The following is a 22,134-nucleotide window of genomic DNA, read 5'->3' as shown; positions in this document are numbered from 1 at the left end:
AGTCCCTTTTTCATTAAATTCAGTTGCCTTCTATTTTTTCCGATTCTTTGTCTTCAGCTGATTCCGGTTCTTTTTGCTTCCGGACTTTTTGGCTTTGACTTTTTCTCCTTTTCCGATGTTCTTCTTTGGTCTGGCTTTTTTGTCATGAAAAGCTCCCTTGTAGTCAGGATTTTCTTTCTGCTTCAGCTTATCCAATTCACGGGCGTAGATTTGCTTCTCAGCAAAGGGAGTTTCCGTCACTGTGACAGGCTGTGGGATTTGATATTCTGGCACTTCCATCCGGATCAGTCCTTCGATTCTTTCAAAGTGCCAAGCTTCTGCAGGATTGATAAATGTCACTGCCTTCCCTACATTTTCAGCACGTCCCGTCCTGCCTATTCTATGAACATAGTCCTCATAGATCAAAGGTACATCGAAATTGACCACATGGGAAACCATCGATACGTCCAGCCCTCTTGATGCGACATCAGTCGCCACCAAAATCCGGACATCCCCCGCCTTGAAATCATCCATCGAGTTGATCCGGGTATTTTGACCTTTATTGGCATGTATCACACGAACCTCTCCGAACTTGGATCTCGAAAGAAACTGATAGACTTCTTCTGCATTTTTACGACTTCGGGTAAAAATAATCGCCCGAGTGACATCTTCCAGCAACAGCAAATGCTCCAACAGATACAGCTTCGTCCGAATATTTGGAACAAAGTATTTGACCTGAGCAATGGTCTCTGCCGTGGTGGCAGAAGGCGTCACCTCCACCCTCTCTGGAAACTCCAAAAACTCAGCCGCAAGCCCTTCGACACGCGGAGCAAAGGTGGCAGAAAACAAAAGATTTTGCCTTTTCACTGGAATCACTTCCAGAATCGACCGAATCTGAGGCATAAAACCCATATCCATCATTTTATCCGCCTCATCCAACACCATGGTTTTAAGCTCCTTGGTCAGTATGATCCCTTTCTTGTACAAATCCATAAACCGACCAGGAGTAGCGATGATGATGTCCACACCTGCTTCGATCTGTTCAATTTGGGTTTTGGGTCCGATCCCTCCATAGAGACACACCACCCTTAAGCCTGTGTATTTCCCCAAATCGCTGCAGACTTCTTCGATCTGCATCACCAGCTCACGGGTAGGCGCTAGAACCAAGGCTCTAGGCAAAGTCCCCTGCGCATATTTGGTTTTCATTAGGATCGGCAATACATAGGCAGCAGTCTTTCCTGTGCCTGTTTGGGCGATCCCCAGCACATCATGACCTGCCAAAGCCAAAGGAATTGCTTTTTCCTGAATAGCGGTAGGAGCAGTATAGCCTGCCTCCTCGATCGCATTGAGCAATTGCCTATTGAGTTTAAAAGCCTCAAATCCTACTGCCTCATTGGTCATGATTCCTTATTTTTGGGAGAAATTTTAAAACGAAATGATGAAAAGTATTCTGATCAACGGTGCAAATATAGTCAATGAGGGGCGGATCTTTCGTGGAGATGTTTTGGTAGAAGGAGGAAGGATCGTCAAAATCGGAGAAAATCTCGCAGGAACTACTGCTGACAAAACAATCAACGCAGAAGGGAAATACCTCCTTCCTGGAGTCATCGACGATCAAGTACACTTTAGAGAGCCAGGACTGACGCATAAAGGAGAAATCTATACCGAAGCCAAAGCTGGGGTAGCTGGAGGGACGACTTCTTTCATGGAAATGCCCAACACAGTACCTCAAGCCGTGACTATTCCACTTTTGGAAGAAAAATATGCGAGAGCAAAGGAGGTTTCCTTGGCCAATTATTCTTTCTTTTTTGGCGCAACAAATAACAATCTGGAAGAAATCCTCAAAGTAGACCCCAAAAATATCTGTGGCATCAAGGTGTTCCAAGGTTCTTCTACAGGGAATATGTTGGTTGACAATCTGGAAGTCTTGGAAGGGATTTTCAAAGAATGCAAGATGCTGATCGCCATCCATTCGGAAAACGACAACATCATCAAGGCAAATCTGGAATCCTTTCAGGAAATATACGGGGATGACATCCCTGTCAAGTACCACCCGAAAATCAGATCAGAAGAAGCTTGCTACGACGCGTCCAGTAGAGCTGTAGCCATGGCCAAGAAATACGGAACTCGCTTGCATATCCTTCACATCAGCACTGCCAAGGAGCTCGAGCTATTTGACAATACCATTCCACTGGAAGAGAAAAATGTAACTGCGGAAGCCTGCATCCACCACATGTGGTTTTCTGAAAAAGATTACGACACCAAAGGCACCTTGATCAAATGGAATCCAGCTGTCAAAACGGCAGATGATGCCAAAGGGATTTTTGAAGGAGTACTTGCTGACAAAATCGATGTGATCGCTACCGATCATGCACCTCATACACTGGAAGAGAAAGATCAGGTATACACCAAAGCTCCATCGGGAGGACCATTGATTCAGCATAGCTTGGTAGCGATGTTGGATTTTTATCACCAAGGCAAAATCAGTCTTGAAAAAATCGTTGAAAAAATGAGTCACAATGTCGCCAAACTCTTCCGTATCGAAGAGCGTGGTTACATCCGGGAAGGCTATCATGCAGATTTGGTCCTGGTAGATCTCAACGATCCTTGGACAGTCAGCAAAGAAAATATCCTCGCCAAATGCGGCTGGTCGCCGTTTGAAGGGCATACTTTCCAGTCCAAAGTGAGTCACACGATCGTTTCTGGACATTTAGTCTATGAAAACGGCCAGTTTGACGAGAGCAAAAAAGGAGAAAGATTAAATTTTATCATAAAATAAAGCCTCAGTTCTTGCTCCGATAAAGCAAACTATTTACCTTTGCCAACCGATTGAGAAAGGAGTTCTCAAGAGAATTAAAATGGTGATTGTAGCTCAGCTGGTTAGAGCGCTGGTTTGTGGCACCAGAGGTCGCCGGTTCGAACCCGGTCTTTCACCCAAAACCCCTCCTATCGAGGGGTTTTTTGTTTTAATAGGGGTGCGATTGGCACAACATTTGACAAAATTTGCTCAAACTAAACCAACTTGAGATGTTTACTTTGTTTAAATCCTCACCGAAATTCCCGGTAGTCAAACCCGTGGATATCCCAACTGTAAAAAGTTACGTGGTGAAATTCGAAGAATCTCTCCGCAATTTGGATGAGATCCAAAAAGAAGCTGTACACTCTTAATCTGACAAGAGCAAGCAAATAAAGGTTATGGAAACATAACCTTTATTTTTTTGCAATTGATTTTTTCTCTGGATACAAAACTCTATTTTAATGGGCTACAATCTAGGCCCTATGAGTTATATCCATTTTGACAAAACGCAGTTAATTAATCTGAATTACTCTTTAGATAGAGAGACGATTCGGACCAATCGCTCCGGTACTTACACCAGCACTACCATCATCGGGTGCAACACCAGAAAGTACCATGGCCTGCTGGTCGCTCCACAGCCTCAGATAGACTCCCAAAACCACGTATTCCTCTCGACAGTCCACGAAACGGTCATCCAGCACGGCTCCAAATTTAATCTGGGCATTAGCAAATTCCCCGGAAACTACTCCCCTAGAGGCCACAAATACCTGGAAGACTACGACTCAGAACCCATCCCCAAATTGACCTATCGGGTCGGAGGTGTCTTGATTCAAAAAGAATTGATCCTAGACACCAATAGAGATCGCGTGATGATCCGCTACACCTTGCTAGAAGCACACTCTCCTACCAAGTTGCGTATAGCTCCTTTCTTGGCATTCAGAGGCTACCATACACTGTGCAAAGAAAACTCTGATATTCAGAAGGAATTTGAAGTCGTAGACTGTGGAGTCAAATTTCGTCTCTACCCGATCTACGACCCGCTGTACATGCAGCTTTCCAAACCAAACGAGTTCATTTCTGATCCAGCTTGGTATCACAATGTGGAGTATATCCTAGAAAGGGAAAGAGGCTACGACTATCAAGAAGATTTGTTTGTACCGGGCTACTTCGAATTTGACATCGCAAAAGGCGAATCGGTCATTTTTTCAGCCGGACTGACAGATGCAGATCCTCAGACCAGACAGCGAGCCTTCGACAAAGAAATCTCTCGAAGAATCCCCAGAAGCAACTTCGAAAACTGCCTCAAAAACTCTGCAAGCCAATTTATCCGCAAAAGAAATGGTGACACTCGAGTCATCGCCGGCTACCCTTGGTTTGGGTGGTGGGGAAGAGACACCTTTATTGCAGCACCAGGATTGACATTGGCAGTGGGTGATAAGGATACATTTCTGGACATCATGGACACCATGGCCCAAGACCTCCATGGTCCTCTATTCCCAAATGTCGGCAGTGGCACTTTCACCAATATGAACTCAATGGATGCGCCACTATGGTTTTTTTGGGCACTGCAGCAATACATATTTTTCACAGGAGATAGTAATACAGTCAAGAATAGGTATCTTGATAAACTCAAAGGCATCATAGAAGGCTATCAAAACGGAACGGACTTCAACATCCACATGCTCGACAATGGACTGATCTATGGTGGCGAGGAATCAATCGCGCTGACATGGATGGATGCAGTCACCCCAGATGGCCCTGTGACAGCACGAGTTGGCTGTCCAGTAGAGATCCAAGCCTTGTGGTACAATGCACTTTGCTTTTATCACGAGCTCAGCGGGGACGAAAGTGTTCTTGAATTGGCAGAGAAAGTAAACGCCTCCTTTGTCAAAGAATTTTGGAGTAAAGAAAAAGGATATCTGGCAGACGTCGTCGGAGCCGACTTCAAAGACTGGGCTATCCGCCCAAACATGGTGTTTGCGACATCCCTTCCCTACACCATGCTGAATGAATCCCAAAATGACCAGATTTTAGAACTGGCAAAATCCACCCTATTAACCACCCGAGGTCTGCGAACCCTTTCTCCTGAAGACCCAGCTTACAAAGGCTACTATTTCGGAGATCAGATCAGCCGGGATCAAGCATATCACAATGGCACCGTATGGGTATGGCCATTGGGGCATTTTGTAGAAGGATACATCAAGCTTCATGGCAAATCGGCAAAGGGATTTATTGAAAAAATCCTCAAGGGATTTGATGGAGTCATGACTCAATACGGAGTAGGAACAGTCGCTGAAATTTTTGACGGCGATCCACCTCACAGACCCAAGGGAGCCGTTTCCCAAGCATGGAGTATTGCCGAATTGTTGAGAATTATGGAATTGGTCAAAAGAATATAAGAACCACTTTTTTTATGAAGGTATTGATGTTTGGCTGGGAGTTCCCGCCGCATATTTCTGGAGGATTAGGCACAGCCTGCTATGGGCTCGTGAAAGGTCTTGCCCATCACAATCAAGACATCATTTTTGTGGTGCCAAAATTATGGGGAGATGAGGAACCCCTCGCTGACTTTGTCAATGGGAGCGATGTATCGATCGACTATCGCGAAAAACGCTTCAAAAAAATCTGGAAAAACCTTACATATCTGGAAGTGAGCAGTTTCTTGGTCCCATATCTTGGACCGGAAGAATACAAAAAATTCACGGACTACGCCTTGCATGACCGCATGGATCTGGATGACAGTATCTTTTCTACCAAATACCAGTTTAGCGGAAAATATGGCAAAAACCTGATGGAAGAAGTCAGTCGCTACGCTCTCACGGGAGCCCAAATAGCTAGAGACCGCACAGATTTCGACATCATCCATGCTCATGATTGGCTTTCTTTTCCTGCGGGGATTGCCGCCAAAGAAATATCTGGCAAACCACTGGTAGCCCACGTCCATGCGACAGAGTTTGACCGATCTGGACAGTCAGTCAACCAACCCGTCTATGACATCGAACGAGCAGGAATGCATTCCGCCGATCACGTAGTAGCCGTCAGTCAATTGACCAAAAACACCATTATCACCAAATATGGAGTGCCTGCCGAAAAAGTCAGTGTTTTGCACAATGCGGTACTAGATGCCAGCATCATCAAATCCCGATACAATAAGAAGGTGCCTGAAAAAATCGTCACTTTTCTCGGGAGAATCACTTTCCAAAAAGGACCGGAATACTTTGTCGAAGCAGCCAAAAAAGTTTTGGACAGGGATCCAAACGTACGCTTCGTCATGGCCGGCTCAGGTGACCTGCTAAATAGAATGATTGATCGGGTAGCCGAACTCCGAATAGCCAATAAATTTCACTTTACGGGATTTTTGAAAGGAGATGATGTAGACCACATGTATGCGATATCAGACGTCTACGTGATGCCGTCGGTATCGGAGCCTTTTGGAATATCTCCTCTGGAGGCCGTCCGACACAATACCCCCGTCATCATCTCCAAGCAATCTGGCGTCGCAGAAGTCCTGACCAATGCTATCAAAATCGACTTCTGGGATATAGACTCTATGGCCGACTCGATCTTTGCGCTCTTGCATTACCAAGGGATCTCCCGGATGTTCAAAGAAATGGGAAGTCAGGAACTGAAAAAATTAAAATGGGAACATGTCGCTGCCAAACTGGTGACTGTATACGAGAAAACTTTATCCACTAGACCATGAGAAAGATCTGCTTTTATTTTCAGGTTCACCAGCCTTACCGGCTCAAGCCTTTTCGCTTTTTTGACATCGGAGATGACCACTACTATTGGGATGATTTTCTCAATAGAAGCGTTCTCCGCAAAATTGCTTACAAATGCTATCTCCCCATGAACTCCCTTCTGCTCGACCTGATCCAGCAATATCCGGGACAGTTCAAGGTGACTTTTTCTTTCTCTGGCACTTTTATGGATCAGCTGGAAACATATGCCCCAGATGTGCTTGAGAGCTTTCAGAAACTAGTACAAACAGGCAGTGTAGAATTACTTAGCGAAACCTTCAGCCATAGCCTTGCATCACTCAAAAGCAAAGATGAGTTTGGAGCCATAGTCGGGCAGCATCGGGATAAAATTCAGCAGCTATTCGACGGCTATACACCTCAGGTCTTTAGAAATACGGAGCTCATTTATTCAGACAAAATTGGTGAAATGGTCTCCGAAATGGGCTTTAAAGGTATTTTGACCGAAGGAGCCAAGCACGTATTGGGATGGAAAAGCCCTAACTACGTCTATCATAACTCCATCAACCCTGATCTAAAAGTATTGCTAAAAAACTTCAGACTTTCGGACGACATCGCCTTCCGTTTTAGCAATAAAACCTGGGAAGACTACCCTCTGACTGTAGATAAGTTTATCAATTGGATCAATGCCATACCCAAAAACGAACAAGTACTTAATCTATTCATGGATTACGAGACTTTTGGAGAACACCAATGGGCTGAGACAGGCATTTTTGATTTTATGAGAGCACTGCCTGAAGCAGTCTTCAAACAAACCGATTTTGGATTTGCCACTCCTTCAGAAATATTGGAACATGTGCCCGCTATCAGTGCCATCCACGTGCCTACGCCGATCTCCTGGGCTGATGAGGAGCGTGATCTGACTGCATGGCTGGGAAATGACCTCCAGGACGAGGCATTTGACAGACTCTATGAACTCGAGCATTTGGTCAAGAAAACCAATGACCCGGATATCCTCAGAGACTGGAACTACCTACAAACCTCGGATCACTTTTACTATATGTGTACCAAGTTCTTTTCAGACGGAGATATCCATTCCTACTTTAGTCCCTACGACACTCCCTATGATGCATTTATCAACTACATGAATGTGCTGAGTGACTTTGTCCTTCGTGTCAAAGAGAAGTCAAAACAAGAAATGATCGCATAAAAAAAAGGAGCTTCAAGCTCCTTTTTTCTTTAATAACTTTCCGAATCATTGGGAAAATCCTTGCTTTTGACATCTCGAATATAGCCTTTGAAAGCATCCGCCATCACCTGCTGCAAATCGGCATATTGTCTCAAAAATCGCGGTTTAAACTCTTGTGTGATCCCCAATAAATCATGGATCACCAACACCTGCCCGTCGACATGGCCTCCTGCCCCGATACCAATCACCGGAATAGACACAGATTCAGATACTTTCCTCGCAAGTTTTGCAGGTATCTTTTCCAATACTACCGCAAAGCACCCTACTTCTTCCAGCATCTTGGCATCTTCTAGCAGCTTTTCCGCCTCCGCCTCTTCTTTAGCCCGCACGGTATAGGTACCAAACTTATAAATCGACTGAGGAGTCAAACCCAAGTGCCCCATCACAGGCACTCCAGCACTCAATATCCGGATCACCGACTCTTTGATCTCTGCACCACCTTCTACTTTGACTGCATGCGCTCCTGATTCCTTCATTATCCGGATCGCAGATCTCAGCGCTTCCGAGCTATTTCCCTGATAGCTTCCAAATGGAATGTCAACTACCACAAATGAACGCTTGACTGCCCTCACTACCGAGCTCGCATGATAAATCATTTGATCCAAAGTAATCGGCAATGTAGTCTCATGACCTGCCATCACATTGGAAGCGGAATCTCCGACCAAGATGATATCCATCCCCGCCTCATCGACGATTTTGGCCATGGAATAATCATAGGCTGTCAACATGGAGATCTTCTCTCCTCTGTCTTTCATTTCCTGTAGGATATGTGTAGTAATCCTTTTGGCCGACGCTGATTGATGAACTGACATAGTATTTTTTAATGAAGGTGTACCGAATAGTTTTCTCCACTGAAATCCACCTTGATATGTTCATTGAGGGTGGTAGACAGTTCGTAACCTGTATAATCGGGCCTGAAAGGGAACAATCCGTGAGCACGATTGACCAATACTGCCAATTCCATCTTGTTGATATCCTCTTTCAAAAATGGCTTCATTGCAAATGCCAAAGTTCTTCCGGTATTCAGGACATCATCTACCAGCACGAGTGTTTTGCCACTCAGGCTAATCGGGGCCGAGAGTTTCACTTCAGATTTGGAGACATCCTTTTTATCTAAAATCACCTCCACTTCTTCTATTGCAATGCTTGAAATAGCTGTAAGCTCTTTGGCCAATAGATGGGAAAGAGTAGTCCCCATGCCTGTAATCCCAGCTAGGACGACTCCTCCAGAGTAGATGTTTCTTTCGTAGATTTCAAAGGCCATCCGGGTGATTTTTTTCCGGATTTGTTCGTGATTGAGTACTTCGCTCATGGTCTGTTTCAAAGGTGAAAATTAGGCCAAAATAGCCTGCTTTCAAAATATTTCTTAGCGATGGGAATCTTCTTCGTTGAGGATATTCAGATAGCTCTGGTAGCGATATGGGTGAATATAACCCTCTTCCACTTTTTGCACAATCACACAGCCCGGCTCATGGGTATGCTTGCAGTTGTTGTACTTGCACTCTCCCAGGTATGCTCTCATCTCCGGAAAATAATGGGAAAGCTCAGTTTCTTCCACTTCCAGAATCCCAAATTCCTTGATCCCCGGAGTATCGATCAGATCCCCTCCTTCGTTGAGGAAAAACATCTCGGCAAACGTCGTGGTATGCACTCCTTTGCTGCTATACCCAGAAATCTCTTGTGTATCCTGTCTAGCGTCCGGCACGAGCCTATTGAGCAAAGTAGACTTGCCCACCCCGGAGTGACCGGATATCAAACTGGATTTGCCCTGAAGCAGTGCACTCATTTTATCAGAAAGATCTGAGTCGTTCAATGCAGAAACTTCCAACACAGGATAGCCAAGAGGCTCGTAGATCTCATGCAAGTCTTGCAGCCATTCCGCTGCATCTTCTCCTGCTAGAAGGTCCACTTTGTTGACAATCAGTATCGCAGGAAGTCGAAAACTCTCCGTACTCACCAAAAAACGATCTATAAAACCCAGAGAAGTTCGGGGATTCTTCATCGTCACCACCAAAATCGCCTGATCAAGATTGCTGGCAATGATATGAGAAAAATGTTGCTTCCGAGTAGACTTCCGGATCACATAATTTTCTCTGGGAAGAATACTTCTGATTATCGCAGTCTCCTGCCCCGGCTCCATCTCGATCTCCACCCAGTCACCCACCGCTATCGGATTGGTCAGCTTCAGGTTTCCCTGCTTAAATTTCCCCTTCAGTCGGGTCTGGATATAGCGCCCCTCGGACAAGACTGTATACCAACTTCCGGTCGATTTGATCACTCTTCCTTTCATAGTTCAGGATGTTTTTCTTTGACAAAATCAAGAATCCTCTGAGCCGCACCTACTTGCGAATTCACCCATTCATGGGCATGTTTCACTGCATTTTGATGATTCTCCCCCTTCATCAATCTCTCAAACACTTGATTCAACTCCTTCTCATCAGAGACAGAAAAACCACACTGTCGCTGCACAGCTTCATCTGCTTCGGGAAACTTACTTGCTTTTTTTACTTTTCCAAAGATCACTGGCACACCAAAGCCCAAAGGCTCCAGAATATTGTGAAGCCCTTCGCCGAATGCACCACCGACATAGGCAACTTGCGCAAATTGATACAAGGAACTCAACATACCAATATTGTCAATCAACAGCACACGACTATCCTCCAACTGGTCCCATTGGGAATAAAAAATACTTTTTTGAGATAGCTGCTCAGACCACTCACGAAGGTGCGGAGAGCGGATATCATGGGGGGCTATGATCCATTTATAGGCTGCGTGAGACTCGATCAAAGGAATCAACAAATCCATATCTTCCTGCCAGACTGAACCCAGTACAATGACTGGTTCTTGCCCGGCCCAGGTCTGAATTTGAGGAAAAGACTTTCGATGCATTGCATTTTGCTGCACCCTATCAAAGCGGGTATCCCCGGCTAAACTATGAGCGGAATACTGGATCCCCTGTAGCAGATCTCTTGTCTTTTGGTTGGATGTGAAAATTTGATCAAAACGAAAGATCATGTCTCTAAAAAAACCTGGTCTTCGAAAGTAAATCTGATCCGGTCTAAAGGAAGCTGCAATAAGATACAAAGGAATATTTCGCGTTTTGATCTCTTTCAAATAATGATACCACAGGTCGTACTTGACAAAAAAGACGAGCTGAGGAGAAAGAATGTCCAGCATTTTCTTAGCATTGTGAGCACTATCCAACGGCAGATAACAAACATAATCCACGTGCTCTTGGGCCTTTTTCGTGGCGGGAACATAGCCAGATGGACTAAAAAAACTGACAACTATCAAGGAGTCTGGATAGGTACTTTTTAGCAGGGCTATGACAGGCTTAGCTTGCTCATATTCACCTAGTGAAGCGACATGAAACCAAATGAGTTTTCCCGGGTTCTGACTACGAAAATTTAAAAGTCTTTGAAAAAGATCCTTTCGCCCTTCCCAAAAAAGCCTCATTTTTGAAAAAAATATAGCCAGTACCGGTAGCAAAATCTGGATCAGACCTATCCCAAAACTATAAATCCACTTCATAGTCCAAAATTAGGTTTTCCATCAACATTCTCTTTCTTTTTGCTGCCAAATGCAAGGCTATATTCCAGAAATAAAATTCTAAAATTGAATCAACCAAGGTGAATTAACCCTAAAAATTGACTATTTTCAAAGCTATTGTTGATTCCGGCACCTATTTGTAGCGTAATTTTCTAATGATTAAAGTTTTATTTGTCTGTCTAGGTAATATTTGTAGGTCTCCTCTTGCGGAGGCTATTTTTGATCAAAAAATAAAAAACTTGGGGATCAGCACCTATTTGAAGTCAGATAGTGCCGGCACCTCGGATTTTCACATCGGCGAACTCCCCGATGAGAGAACCATCAAATGTGCTCAGGCTCATAGCATCCCTGTCAATCACCGTGGAAGACAGGTAAACAGAACGGACTTTAGGGACTTTGACTACATCATCGCCATGGACGACTCCAATCTGCGAAACCTCAACAATCTCAAAGTTCGCTATGGCTTCCCAGAAAAGGAGATTTTTTTGATGCGAGATTTTGCCATGGGTGAGCAAGGCCTATCTGTTCCTGACCCCTACTATGGCGGAGAAGATGGCTTTTTAGAAATCTACAGAATATTGGATGATGCCATCGATCACTTTCTTAACAAAGTGAAGGAGAATCACCAAATCTATGCATGAACTCCGGGGACTGTATGAGCAAGTACTCCAACAAAACCTTGGCCCTTTTGCCGAATTCAAATCAGCCTCTGTAGTAGCCGCCGGCAATCACAATCAGGGCATCCGCCTAGAAACTAACGAAGGCACTTTTTTCTTAAAATTGAATTTTGAGCATGAAAAGGCCATTTTGCAGCAAGAAGCTTCCGGCCTCCAAAGACTCAGAAAAGCGACCTTCCTAAAAGTACCAGAAGTCTATGGTTGCGGCAGGATAGGAGACTACAACTATTTGCTTTCCGAGTTCATTCATTCCGAACGCTTTCAACTCGACTATTGGGAAAATTTGGGACTAGGACTCGCTCATCTTCACTTGAGTCATCGATCTAGCTTCGGACTTGAAGAGGATAATTTCATCGCCTCGCTCCCACAAAAAAACATGGATTCCAGCTCCTGGCTCGACTTTTTTGTGGAGCAACGCTTGGAACCACTTCTTGGAAAAGCATATTTTGACCGATTGATTCCCTTGGATTTTCTTAAAAAGTTTCAGGAAATCTACCCCAAGCTTCAATCCATTTTCCCCGAGGAGAAACCATCACTCGTGCACGGGGATCTTTGGTCAGGCAATGTCATCAGCACCGTGGAAGGACAACCCTGCCTGATAGATCCTGCTATTTATTTTGGTCATCGGGAAATGGACCTGGCTTTTAGCAGACTTTTCGGAGGTTTTGATGCACGATTTTATGAAAGTTACGAATCCGTATTACCTCTCGAGCCAGACTTTGAATCCCGAATGGGAATCTACAACCTCTATCCCTTATTGGTTCATTTGAATCTTTTTGGTAGCGCCTATCTCCCCGGCATCGAAAAGATCCTGAGAAGATTTCAGTAAGCAGGAATGGATGCTCAAACCGAAATCGCCACTTTACCGCCAGTCTTCACCGCTTCAAAAATCGCATCGATAATCACCATGTCTTTCAAGCCTTCCCTCCCATCAACTGGAATTGGAGGCTCCGCCCCATCCAAAATAATCCCGGCCATTTGATCCATTTGGACAGTCTGATGCATGATATGTGGCTCATCGAGCGCCCCTTGATGAGTCCGCCCTTTGATCGGCCCATATCCTGTAGATGGCTGCATCTCCGCAAAACCCTTCGTGCCATTTAAGAAAAACTTATCCAGATTGTTTTGACTATAAGTAGAGAGGCAAGAAGCTACTACTCCTGAAGGAAATCCAAGCTGAAACGTAATAGTTTCATCTATCCCCTCTTTGAATTTGACCGGGTCGGTTTTGACTTCTTGGGCCGTCACCCAGATAGGCTCCTCTCCGACCATATAGCGGGCACCATTGATCGAATAGATCCCGATGTCCATCATCGCTCCACCTCCAGAAAGAGCCGGATCGAGTCGCCACTGCGTCGGATCTCCGATCATAAAACCACTCAGACCCTGAAAAAACTTAATGTCACCAAAGTCTCCAGCCTTTCTCATATTGACAACCTTGAGCGTATTGGCTTCAAAATGCAAGCGATATCCAATCAACAACTTGACACCGGCTTCTTCACAAGCTGTGACCATTTCCTTGGCTTCCGCGGCATTGATTGCCATCGGCTTTTCACAAATCACATGTTTTCCAGCTTTTGCTACCCGGATGGATTGCTCTTTATGCAAAGCATTGGGAGTGATCACGTAGACAGCATCTATGTCAGGGTTGTCTTTGATGGCATCAAAATTTTCATAATTGTAGCAGTTCTTGTCCGGAATGCCATATTTCTTCTTCCAGTTTTCGACCTTGGAAGGGGTGCCGCTGATGACTCCTACTACCTTAGCTCTTTTTGAACTTTCCATCGCTTGGGCCACACGTGTGCCATAGCTTCCAAGTCCCATGATCGCAACACGCAAGACTCCTTCTTGATCATTGCGGGACGACATGGCTTCGGCAAAATTCGGTAATGAGGGAATAGTCATAGCTAATGCGGATAAACTTGCTTGGTGGAGAAAAATTCTTCTGGAGCTCATTAAGAAATAGGTTAAAATGGTTTGATTCTCAAATTACAGAATTTCAACCATTCTCTGCTTCTTTGACAGGGTTCAAATTTCGGGTCACAATCTGAATGGTATTTCTTGTCCTTTGCTCGAGTAAAATCTCCAATCCATCCGTCAAATGACCCCATCCTCCTTCTTCGTAATTGAGAATCGTCAGCAGGTCCAGGTTTTCATTATAACGGATAGAAAAGACCTTATCTAAAGAAGAAATAAGCTTTTGCAATTTGAAAAGCTGGTGATCTACGATAATAGTGACCCCGACAGGCGAAGTCTGAAGCATATTCACCCGCAAGCTCAGTCCATCTAGCTGACCATAGATCTGGTGGATGTGTCGCTCTTCGATAAATGTAAAATCTGTCACCCGAAATGAAATCATCGCCTGCTTCCGCTTCAAAATAATGGAAGGAAGGGGATTTTTCTGACCAGTGGCATGAATCTTTGTACCTGGAGCATCTGGCTCCAAAAACGATTTAACAAAGAGAGGAATCTTCAGGTTAGCCAAAGGCTTGATTGTTTTGGGATGAATCACAGACGCTCCATAATAGGTCATCTGGGCAGCCTGCAAGTAATCTAACTCCTCATAAAGCTTTGCTCCGCTAAAAACTTTCGGATCCACATGTAGCACACCTGGCACATCTTTCCAAATCGTCACTGCCTTTGCCTTCAGGCTACTAGCAAGAATTGCCGCTGTAAAATCAGACCCTTCCCTTCCCAAAGTCGTCGTCCGGCCTTTGCCATCAGCACCTATAAAACCCTGCGTGACAATAGGAAATTGCTCTAATTTAGGCCGAAGCATTTGCTCACAATTACGCTTAGTTTTCTCCCAATTGACCGCGGCAAAGCGATAATCACTGGATGTCATAATCAGCTCTCGGGCATCCTGCCACAGACAAACCATCCCCTGATCACACAGGTACTCCATGACAATGCGGCTACTGATCAGCTCTCCAAAGGAAACGATCTGATCGTAAGATTCATCATAATTCTGCGGCGTCACATCAGCATCCAACATTTTGTCCAATTGGATGAAATAGTTTTCTACTTGGGAAAATATCCGATGACCTGACTCAAACAATCCTTTACATATCTCGATGTGAAAGGATTTTATAATTGAACTATTTTCAGAAATATCTTGATTTGAAACACGCAGTTCCAAGATTTTCTCCAAAGCATTGGTGGTTTTACCCATCGCAGAAACTACAATTAGCATATTTTTTCGCAATCGATTACGCAAAATAATAGCCATGTTTTTGACTGATTCAGCATCTTTGACAGAAGCTCCCCCAAATTTGTATATTTCTATTTTTGTCATCCGTTTTTATTTCTATTTTCGAAGATAAGAAACTCTATAAATTGTATTTTTCTAAGAAATGAAAATTAACCCCTACCAACCTGATCAATCCGGAATGGCTTACTCTGTAGGTACTACCCTGGACCGATTTATCAAACTCAAGCAAAGTGACTTCCCTTTTGCTTCTGGAGAGCTTTCTCAGCTGCTCCGAGACATCGCTCTGGCTGCCAAAATTGTCAATCGTGAAACCAACCGTGCCGGCCTGGCAAATATCGGAGGTGCTTTTGGACAAACCAATATCCAAGGAGAAGAGCAGCAAAAACTTGACGTCATCGCCAACATCCGATTTATTCGAGCACTCAGCAAAGGAGGCGAAGTCTGTGCCATTGTTTCCGAAGAGGAAGATTCTGTCATCGATTTACAAAATGGCTCCGGCAAATATGTGGTGGCGATCGATCCTCTAGACGGCAGCAGCAACATCGATGTCAACATTAGCATAGGAACTATTTTTTCCATTTACCGCAGAAAAACACCTGTTGGAAGCCCTATCCAGCTGGAAGACATCATGCAGCCAGGTTCAGAGCAGGTAGCAGCGGGGTATGTACTCTACGGCTCTTCTACCATGCTGGTGTACACTACAGGTTTTGGAGTCAATGGATTCACCTATGAAGCATCCCTAGGAGAGTTCTTTCTCTCTCACCCTGATATTCAAGCACCCAAAGACGGGAAAATCTATTCCATCAATGAGGGCTCTGAGCTGGAATGGAGCCAAGAAATCAAAGAATATATTCTCAGCTGCAAACAACAGGGATATTCTGCGAGATACATCGGTTCATTGGTCGCAGATTTCCACAGAAACTTGCTCAAAGGAGGAATCTACCTGTATCCAGCCACCGTCAAAAATCCAAGCGGAAAGCTAAGACTCCTCTATGAAGCTAACGCACTTGCTCTCATTGCAGAGCAAGCTGGGGCTCAGGCCACTGATGGCAATCAGCGCATTTTGGACATCCAGCCAGAATCTCTGCACCAGCGTACTCCTCTGATCATCGGATCATCGAGAATGGTGCAGGAGGCAAGTACTAAAATAAAGTCATCCACTCTTCAAAAATCCTGATAATCTAGAGACGGAGGTTTTTGGTTAGAAGAAAGGACGTATCTTCGAAAATCAATAACTAAGTCTTATGAAATCATCTCATACTATTTTAGGAATAGCTGCTCTCTCTGGAGCCATATTTCTCAACGCCTGTGACACCAAAAACGAGGAAGAAATTATCATCGAGGAACTCATTGATGACACCTATGCAGTCCAAACTGAGAAATTACTCGTCAATATAGACACCCTTCACACAGAACTGGAGCATCCTTGGGGAATGACCTGGTTGAGTGAAAACAAGCTATTGATCACTGAGCGTGAAGGCGATATTTTGATTTTTGAAAACGACAGTTTCACCGGCCAAAAAATAGAAGGTCTTCCCGTAGTGAGATCCTCTGGACAAGGCGGCATGATGGATATCCAAGCACACCCAGCTTATGCTGAAAATGGCTGGATCTACATTTCTATTGCCAAAGACAAGGAGGATGATAAAAGCACCACGGCGATCCTACGGTTCAAACTGGAAGGCAACCAAGCAGTTCAACTAGAGGAGCTTTGGGAAGCGACTCCAGCTTGGAAAGGAGGCAACCATTATGGTTCGAGAATTATTTTCGACAAAGACAATTACATGTTTTTCTCCAGTGGGGACCGCTTTGACACGCCTGAAAACGCCCAGTCAATCACTAATGCTCATGGTAAAATCCACCGTCTTCATGATGACGGAACAGTTCCGACTGACAATCCTTTTGTCAACGAACCAAATGCAGTAACGTCTATTTGGTCTTTTGGCAGCAGAAACCCTCAGGGTTTAGTGTATGATTCTGAAAACAACCGCGTATGGGAATCTGAGCACGGACCACAGGGAGGTGACGAACTCAATCTCATCGAAAAAGGGAAAAACTATGGCTGGCCAGTGATCACTTATGGCATCAATTACGATGGGTCGACGATCACAGAAATCACAGAAAAAGAAGGAATGGAGCAGCCTGCCACCTATTATGTCCCTTCCATTGCGACAGCAGGCATGACACTTGTGACTTCAGACAGATATCCCCAGTGGCAAGGCGACATTCTGATCGGTGCATTGGCTAAAATGCACATCAACCGAGTAGACATGGACGGAACCCAGGCACTTTCTCAAGAGGTGATGTTCCAAGATTTGGGCCGAGTGCGACAAGTATCTCAAAGTCCTGACGGATACCTCTACGCCATTACAGAGGGTACAGGACTTCTGGTCAAGTTGATCCCAGTGAAATAAGAGAAGCAACTCTAACAGCAAACAAAAAGCGAAGCCATCCCGGTCAATTGACTGACGATGGCTTCGCTTCTTTTTAGTACTTTTTATTGCGAGTTAACTCAACTTGCTTAGACAAAGTCCACGTCCACGCTGAAAGGAAATTTCATCAAAAACTGCAAGGCTTCCTCTATCTCAAAGTCCTCAAATAGGACCCGATGAAGATTTTCAGTAATCGGAGCCCTCAGATCAGTCGTTTCCAAAAATGCCTTGATGATTTTCACCGTATTGATCCCTTCCGCTACTTCTTCCATATCTGCAAGGATCTGATCGAGCTTTTCACCTTTAGCCAGACGATATCCAACTGTGAAATTTCTGGAATCCACCGAATTACAAGTGGCCACTAGATCTCCGATTCCAGCCAACCCAATTACCGATTGGACTCCTCCACCCAATGCAGTACTCAAATGAACCATCTCCACCATGCCTCTGGAGATCAATAAGCCTTTGGCATTTTCTCCAAGACCGAGCCCAGCCAGCGCACCTGAAGCTATAGCGATAATATTTTTAAGCACACCACTGAGTTCTACTCCGATAATATCCGAATTGCCATACACCTGAAATCTATCAGACCGAAGCAAGCGCTGTCCTTCAAGAATCACCTCATTGTACTTACTCGCAATGACCGTAGCGGCCGGCTGACCTTTGATGAGCTCTTTAGAAAGATTTGGCCCAGCTAAGCACCCAACTCTCACGGCTACCGTCTCGCGCTGGATCACTTCACTCATGGTCAAGATCTGACTTCGCTTAATCTTCTGGACAGTCTTTAGATCTTGCCCGGCAGGAAGATCCAGACACAATCCTTTGGTCCCATGAATAATCAGATGATATGGATGAAGGTATGGCGCAAAATTCCTGGTAACCTCCTGAAATCCACTGGAAGGAACCATAAAAAATAATATTTCACACTGGGCACAAATCTCCTGCGGATTGTTAGTCGCACGGATGGCGGGATTAAGGTTTCTACCCTGAGTCTGATGAAGCGAGTTAATCTCATCTACCACCTCTGACTTTCGGGCATAGACGATCACAGCGCTTTTTTCGGCTAGCATATTTGCGATGGCTGTGCCAAAGCTCCCAACTCCCACCACGCCTATTTTTTTGACTTTAGAAGAGTTTTTCGAGTCCATAGCCATGCAGTCTATTGTGATAAAAATATAATAAGCTCATATCCTCGGTGACGATAGCGCCAGACTTATCACGGATCAGAGGCCTTTTGGCATGATACATCCCCACATTATCCAAGCCATGCTGGATGATCTCATCCATGGAGCGCTTCATATGAGGAGCGACATTGATCTGCTTTTCTTTTTTCAGTTCCAAAATCCTATCGTATACCTTTTGGCACGCAGCTTTGAAATCGTCGTACGGAATAGAAATCTCCTCCTCTGGAAGACGTATCAAATCAAACAAATCCAACTTTTGATTCTGCTCCTTGATCATCTCAAAGGCTGTAAAAGCCACGAGATGGGAAGAGAAAACACGATTGATTTTGTGAAACTCCTCGACAATTCTTTTCCCCAGCAGAAAGGTGTACTCCTCTTCTCGCTGCTGATCTACCGTGATCTCCCCATTGGAAATAAAATAGTCCTGGGTATCGATTCTTCTTCCATTTTTATCCAGACTCTCCCCATGTTCATCGACATAGTTCCCCAGTACATCCATGGCCTTGCCCACAGACACAGAAATATCGGAACCTTTGGTAAAGAACTTCACTAAGAATTTAGAAATCTTATAAGAAGATGAAAACTCATCATTTTCCTTGTAGTAGCGCTCTTGCCCAGTGATGCTCAGGTATTCCCGAATAAGGCTGGGCGCTTCCAACACAAAATGATAATTGATAGTCACCGGCACGATGAATACCTTGCCTGAAATGTCCTTGAACCCTTTTTGGTAGTTAGTCCTTTGAGCTTCAATCGCGGTACTGAGCAAGCCCAGCTTGAGCTTAGACTCAATCATACCACTGCGGCTACGGGTTCCCCCTGGGAAAAATAGGGAATGACAACCAAACTGAATCGCCTCTTTGGAGTAGGTTTTCAAAGTCTCCAGATACATGAGGTTTTTCTTTCTCCTATCGACCTTGTATGCCCCCAAGGCATCCATGAAATATGCAAAAATTGAAATATTGAAAAGATTGAGACCTGCACCATAGATAAATGGAGGCAAGCCCAAGACCGAAATCGTCCAACCAATCAGGATACTATCCAGGTTGGAAAAATGAGTGGGCACCATGACGACCGTCCCTTTGGTCGCAAGATCTCTCAGCTGATCGGTCTGACCAGTGATTTGAATTTTGTCCTGAAGCGTATACTGATTGCTGAAAATGGAGCGAAAACCTTTGACTCTCGCTGCATTGAGCAACCGGGCAAAGCCATAAGTGACTACACTGCGCGTAAACTTATAATGATGGTGTTTGAAATTACTGGCGATTTCCTCCGAATAACGAGTGGTGATTCGCTGCAAAATCTCGCGATAAGCCTCCAATCGCTGCGACTTGGACAATTTCGTTTCCGAATTGACCTGCAAGAGCGCGTCTTTTACCTTGTTCCAAAAGTCAAGATCATCGTCCGGATCTACCACCCAAGGGTTTTGCTTGATTCTTAGCTTCTCGCGATACAGCGTAGTTTCCAGCTCTTCTTTGAGGATGTCAGGGTTTTGACTGGTTAGCCTCAAAATCCTATCTTGAGACTTTTCTGACACTTTTTTGACAAACTCCTTCCGCTCTCTCGCCAGTTTCACCACCGGCCATTCATCCTTGCTGGGGAGAATGGGTTCGTATCGATGTTTGATGTATTTTTCCTCCAAGTGGATTGCTGGTTTTGCTTCGATGAAAGACCAAAGATAAGGAATATGAATTTCCTGAAGGCTAAAATTACAAGACTGAACTGATTCTTTATTTAGCTTTGGACTTCACAAAAACTGCCACAACCAGAGAGGTCACAATCCCCATGACCAGTGCACCAATGACAGATTGAACCAGATAGCTTTTCAGGTTGAAATACGCCTCAGCATCTTCCTGAGTCATCTGACCAGAAGACACCGCATAGTTGATCACGTTGGGAAAATACTCCGGTGTGATCATCGTAGTGGTGATGTATTGTGCCAATGGACTAAGCACCGTCACAATCACAGTCAAGATCAAGCCAGAAAGAAACGCCTGCTTGTAGGTCATTACTCCGGAGTAGAAATTTTTCTTTTTATCCAGCAGAGCCAATACATAAATGAGGATAGCGGGAATCGCAAAGAAATTGGTATAGGTCGCATGGTCCGCAACTTTCTCATCATGCCATCCCATTGTTTTCTCAAAATACATCCAAGCCAGCATGGCCACGCAAAAGATCAGCGCCCATTTGATTTCAATTTTTATACTTTTCATCAGTTGAAGGTGGGTTTAGGTGAAAATCAACTAAACAAAATACAAAATTTCTGAAACGATAAGAGAATTCCATTGTTTATTGAACAAGCCCTACCAATATTCCTTGCCCATCAAGCAAAGGGTATTATTTTTACGCCAGCAAAGCCTGATGAAACCAGACCTCAAAAAAATACAAGTCCCGATAGAGTCCGAAATGCATGTTTTCGAACAGAAGTTTCGGGATTTTATGAAAAGCAAAGTCAAGCTTCTTGACCATATCACCAATTATATAGTCAAGAGAAAGGGGAAGCAGATGCGCCCCATGTTTGTTTTTTTGAGCGCGGGTATTTTTGGAAAGATCAACGACTCCACCCATCGCGGAGCCGCCCTGATAGAATTGCTCCACACCGCCAGCTTGGTTCACGATGATGTAGTCGATGACGCGAATTATCGTCGCGGCTTTTTCTCTGTCAATGCACTCTGGAAAAACAAAATCGCCGTTTTGGTCGGAGATTATCTATTAGCCAGAGGCCTACTACTCAGTGTGGACCATGGTGATTTTCACCTATTACGGATTGTCTCCAATGCTGTAAAAGAGATGTCAGAAGGGGAACTTCTACAGAGCTATAAAGCCAGAAAATTGGATGTGGATGAGGAAATCTATTACGAGATCATCCGACAAAAAACCGCAAGCCTCATCGCCTCTTGCTGCGCTGTAGGAGCTTCGAGTGTCCAAACCGACGAAGCCATCGTGGAGAGAATGCGGACTTTTGGCGAAAAAGTAGGAATGGCTTTTCAGATCAAAGATGATCTTTTTGACTATGGAGATGAAGAGATCGGCAAACCCGTCGGCATAGACATCAAGGAAAAGAAAATGACTTTACCATTGATCTACGCACTTCGCAATGCAGATTGGCTGGAAAAGAAACAGATCATCCACCTCATCCGTAACAAATCCAACAACAAGAAAGCCGTCAATCAAGTCATTGCTTTTGTGAAGAAAAGCGGCGGACTGGAATACGCCAAGGAAAAGATGAATGAGTTTTACCAAGATGCCTTGGGTATTTTGAAGGAATTCCCGGAGTCCGAGTATAGAAATTCACTTTCAGCTTTAGTGAGTTACTCGATCGAGAGGAAGAAGTAGCACTCTTTTATCAGACTACTTTTGT

Annotated in this window: 20 protein-coding genes and 1 tRNA gene; 11 read left to right on the top strand and 10 right to left on the bottom strand. The window is 44.5% G+C overall.

All coding sequences use genetic code 11. The features are described from left to right. Positions 1 to 30 precede the first annotated feature (30 nt). A complete protein-coding gene (locus tag G460_RS0110750) occupies positions 31 to 1,380 on the bottom strand; it encodes a DEAD/DEAH box helicase (RefSeq protein WP_026955357.1) in 1,350 nt (449 codons plus the stop codon). A gap of 37 nt (positions 1,381 to 1,417) precedes the next feature. On the opposite strand from G460_RS0110750, the gene G460_RS0110745 reads away from it, so the two are divergent. From G460_RS0110745 to G460_RS0110720, 6 genes are all read left to right on the top strand, one after another. Next, positions 1,418 to 2,758: a dihydroorotase gene (locus G460_RS0110745; protein ID WP_026955356.1), complete on the top strand. Its 1,341-nt coding sequence runs from the start codon at positions 1,418 to 1,420 to the stop codon at positions 2,756 to 2,758. An 81-nt stretch (positions 2,759 to 2,839) separates the two neighbouring features. Further along, positions 2,840 to 2,915, top strand: a tRNA-His gene (locus G460_RS0110740). 91 nt (positions 2,916 to 3,006) lie between these two features. Beyond that, positions 3,007 to 3,147, top strand: coding sequence for a hypothetical protein (locus G460_RS23325; protein WP_169817511.1), 141 nt, complete (start codon positions 3,007 to 3,009; stop codon positions 3,145 to 3,147). Positions 3,148 to 3,258: 111 nt separating this feature from the next. Further along, the gene (locus G460_RS0110730; RefSeq protein ID WP_026955355.1) at positions 3,259 to 5,175 is read left to right on the top strand and encodes an amylo-alpha-1,6-glucosidase; all 1,917 of its coding nucleotides are present in this window, start codon (positions 3,259 to 3,261) and stop codon (positions 5,173 to 5,175) included. A gap of 14 nt (positions 5,176 to 5,189) precedes the next feature. Beyond that, on the top strand, positions 5,190 to 6,479 hold the full coding sequence (locus G460_RS0110725; protein WP_026955354.1) for a glycosyltransferase family 4 protein: 1,290 nt from the start codon (positions 5,190 to 5,192) through the stop codon (positions 6,477 to 6,479). Next, on the top strand, positions 6,476 to 7,684 hold the full coding sequence (locus G460_RS0110720; protein WP_026955353.1) for a glycoside hydrolase family 57 protein: 1,209 nt from the start codon (positions 6,476 to 6,478) through the stop codon (positions 7,682 to 7,684). Before G460_RS0110725 ends, G460_RS0110720 begins: the two co-directional genes overlap by 4 nt. Positions 7,685 to 7,713: 29 nt before the next feature. Here the strand turns inward: G460_RS0110720 and panB are convergent, their stop codons facing one another. The 4 genes from panB to G460_RS0110700 are packed head-to-tail and all read right to left on the bottom strand — an operon-like array spanning position 7,714 to position 11,254. Beyond that, the gene (gene panB, locus G460_RS0110715) at positions 7,714 to 8,535 is read right to left on the bottom strand and encodes a 3-methyl-2-oxobutanoate hydroxymethyltransferase (protein WP_026955352.1); all 822 of its coding nucleotides are present in this window, start codon (positions 8,533 to 8,535) and stop codon (positions 7,714 to 7,716) included. A gap of 8 nt (positions 8,536 to 8,543) precedes the next feature. Next, the gene (locus G460_RS0110710) at positions 8,544 to 9,035 is read right to left on the bottom strand and encodes a phosphoribosyltransferase family protein (RefSeq protein ID WP_245578723.1); all 492 of its coding nucleotides are present in this window, start codon (positions 9,033 to 9,035) and stop codon (positions 8,544 to 8,546) included. A gap of 54 nt (positions 9,036 to 9,089) precedes the next feature. Continuing rightward, a complete protein-coding gene (rsgA, locus tag G460_RS0110705; RefSeq protein WP_026955350.1) occupies positions 9,090 to 10,013 on the bottom strand; it encodes a ribosome small subunit-dependent GTPase A in 924 nt (307 codons plus the stop codon). Next, entirely contained in the window at positions 10,010 to 11,254 is a 1,245-nt protein-coding gene (locus tag G460_RS0110700; RefSeq protein WP_026955349.1) for a 3-deoxy-D-manno-octulosonic acid transferase, read from the bottom strand. Before G460_RS0110700 ends, rsgA begins: the two co-directional genes overlap by 4 nt. A gap of 173 nt (positions 11,255 to 11,427) precedes the next feature. On the opposite strand from G460_RS0110700, the gene G460_RS0110690 reads away from it, so the two are divergent. Continuing rightward, positions 11,428 to 11,913, top strand: coding sequence for a low molecular weight protein-tyrosine-phosphatase (locus G460_RS0110690; RefSeq protein WP_026955348.1), 486 nt, complete (start codon positions 11,428 to 11,430; stop codon positions 11,911 to 11,913). Next, complete coding sequence (locus tag G460_RS0110685) at positions 11,906 to 12,778, top strand: fructosamine kinase family protein (protein ID WP_026955347.1); 873 nt, start codon at positions 11,906 to 11,908, stop codon at positions 12,776 to 12,778. Before G460_RS0110690 ends, G460_RS0110685 begins: the two co-directional genes overlap by 8 nt. A 14-nt stretch (positions 12,779 to 12,792) precedes the next feature. On the opposite strand, the gene G460_RS0110680 is transcribed toward G460_RS0110685, so the two are convergent. After that, entirely contained in the window at positions 12,793 to 13,905 is a 1,113-nt protein-coding gene (locus G460_RS0110680; protein WP_026955346.1) for a Gfo/Idh/MocA family protein, read from the bottom strand. A gap of 43 nt (positions 13,906 to 13,948) precedes the next feature. After that, positions 13,949 to 15,244: an aspartate kinase gene (locus G460_RS0110675; RefSeq protein WP_026955345.1), complete on the bottom strand. Its 1,296-nt coding sequence runs from the start codon at positions 15,242 to 15,244 to the stop codon at positions 13,949 to 13,951. Positions 15,245 to 15,302: 58 nt separating this feature from the next. Between G460_RS0110675 and fbp the strand changes: the two genes are divergently transcribed. Next, the gene (gene fbp / locus G460_RS0110670) at positions 15,303 to 16,337 is read left to right on the top strand and encodes a class 1 fructose-bisphosphatase (protein ID WP_026955344.1); all 1,035 of its coding nucleotides are present in this window, start codon (positions 15,303 to 15,305) and stop codon (positions 16,335 to 16,337) included. Positions 16,338 to 16,404: 67 nt separating this feature from the next. After that, positions 16,405 to 17,574, top strand: a complete 1,170-nt coding sequence (locus G460_RS0110665; RefSeq protein ID WP_026955343.1) for a PQQ-dependent sugar dehydrogenase — start codon at positions 16,405 to 16,407, stop codon at positions 17,572 to 17,574. Positions 17,575 to 17,681: 107 nt separating this feature from the next. Here the strand turns inward: G460_RS0110665 and G460_RS0110660 are convergent, their stop codons facing one another. From G460_RS0110660 to G460_RS0110650, 3 genes are all read right to left on the bottom strand, one after another. Beyond that, a complete protein-coding gene (locus tag G460_RS0110660) occupies positions 17,682 to 18,740 on the bottom strand; it encodes an NAD(P)H-dependent glycerol-3-phosphate dehydrogenase (protein ID WP_026955342.1) in 1,059 nt (352 codons plus the stop codon). Further along, positions 18,718 to 20,415 carry a 1-acyl-sn-glycerol-3-phosphate acyltransferase gene (locus G460_RS0110655; protein ID WP_026955341.1) on the bottom strand — a complete coding sequence of 566 codons (1,698 nt, stop codon included), beginning with the start codon at positions 20,413 to 20,415 and terminating at the stop codon, positions 18,718 to 18,720. The genes G460_RS0110660 and G460_RS0110655 overlap by 23 nt, the downstream gene beginning before the upstream one ends. A gap of 88 nt (positions 20,416 to 20,503) precedes the next feature. After that, the gene (locus tag G460_RS0110650) at positions 20,504 to 20,986 is read right to left on the bottom strand and encodes a DUF4199 domain-containing protein (protein WP_026955340.1); all 483 of its coding nucleotides are present in this window, start codon (positions 20,984 to 20,986) and stop codon (positions 20,504 to 20,506) included. Positions 20,987 to 21,134: 148 nt separating this feature from the next. Between G460_RS0110650 and G460_RS0110645 the strand changes: the two genes are divergently transcribed. After that, complete coding sequence (locus G460_RS0110645; RefSeq protein WP_026955339.1) at positions 21,135 to 22,109, top strand: polyprenyl synthetase family protein; 975 nt, start codon at positions 21,135 to 21,137, stop codon at positions 22,107 to 22,109. Positions 22,110 to 22,134 lie beyond the last annotated feature (25 nt).

It is taken from the genome of Algoriphagus vanfongensis DSM 17529, from assembly GCF_000429465.1.
In the GTDB taxonomy this organism is placed as follows: Bacteria; Bacteroidota; Bacteroidia; order Cytophagales; family Cyclobacteriaceae; genus Algoriphagus; species Algoriphagus vanfongensis.
Note: the sequence above shows the minus strand (reverse complement) of the source record. Positions and strands in the feature narration are given on the sequence as shown.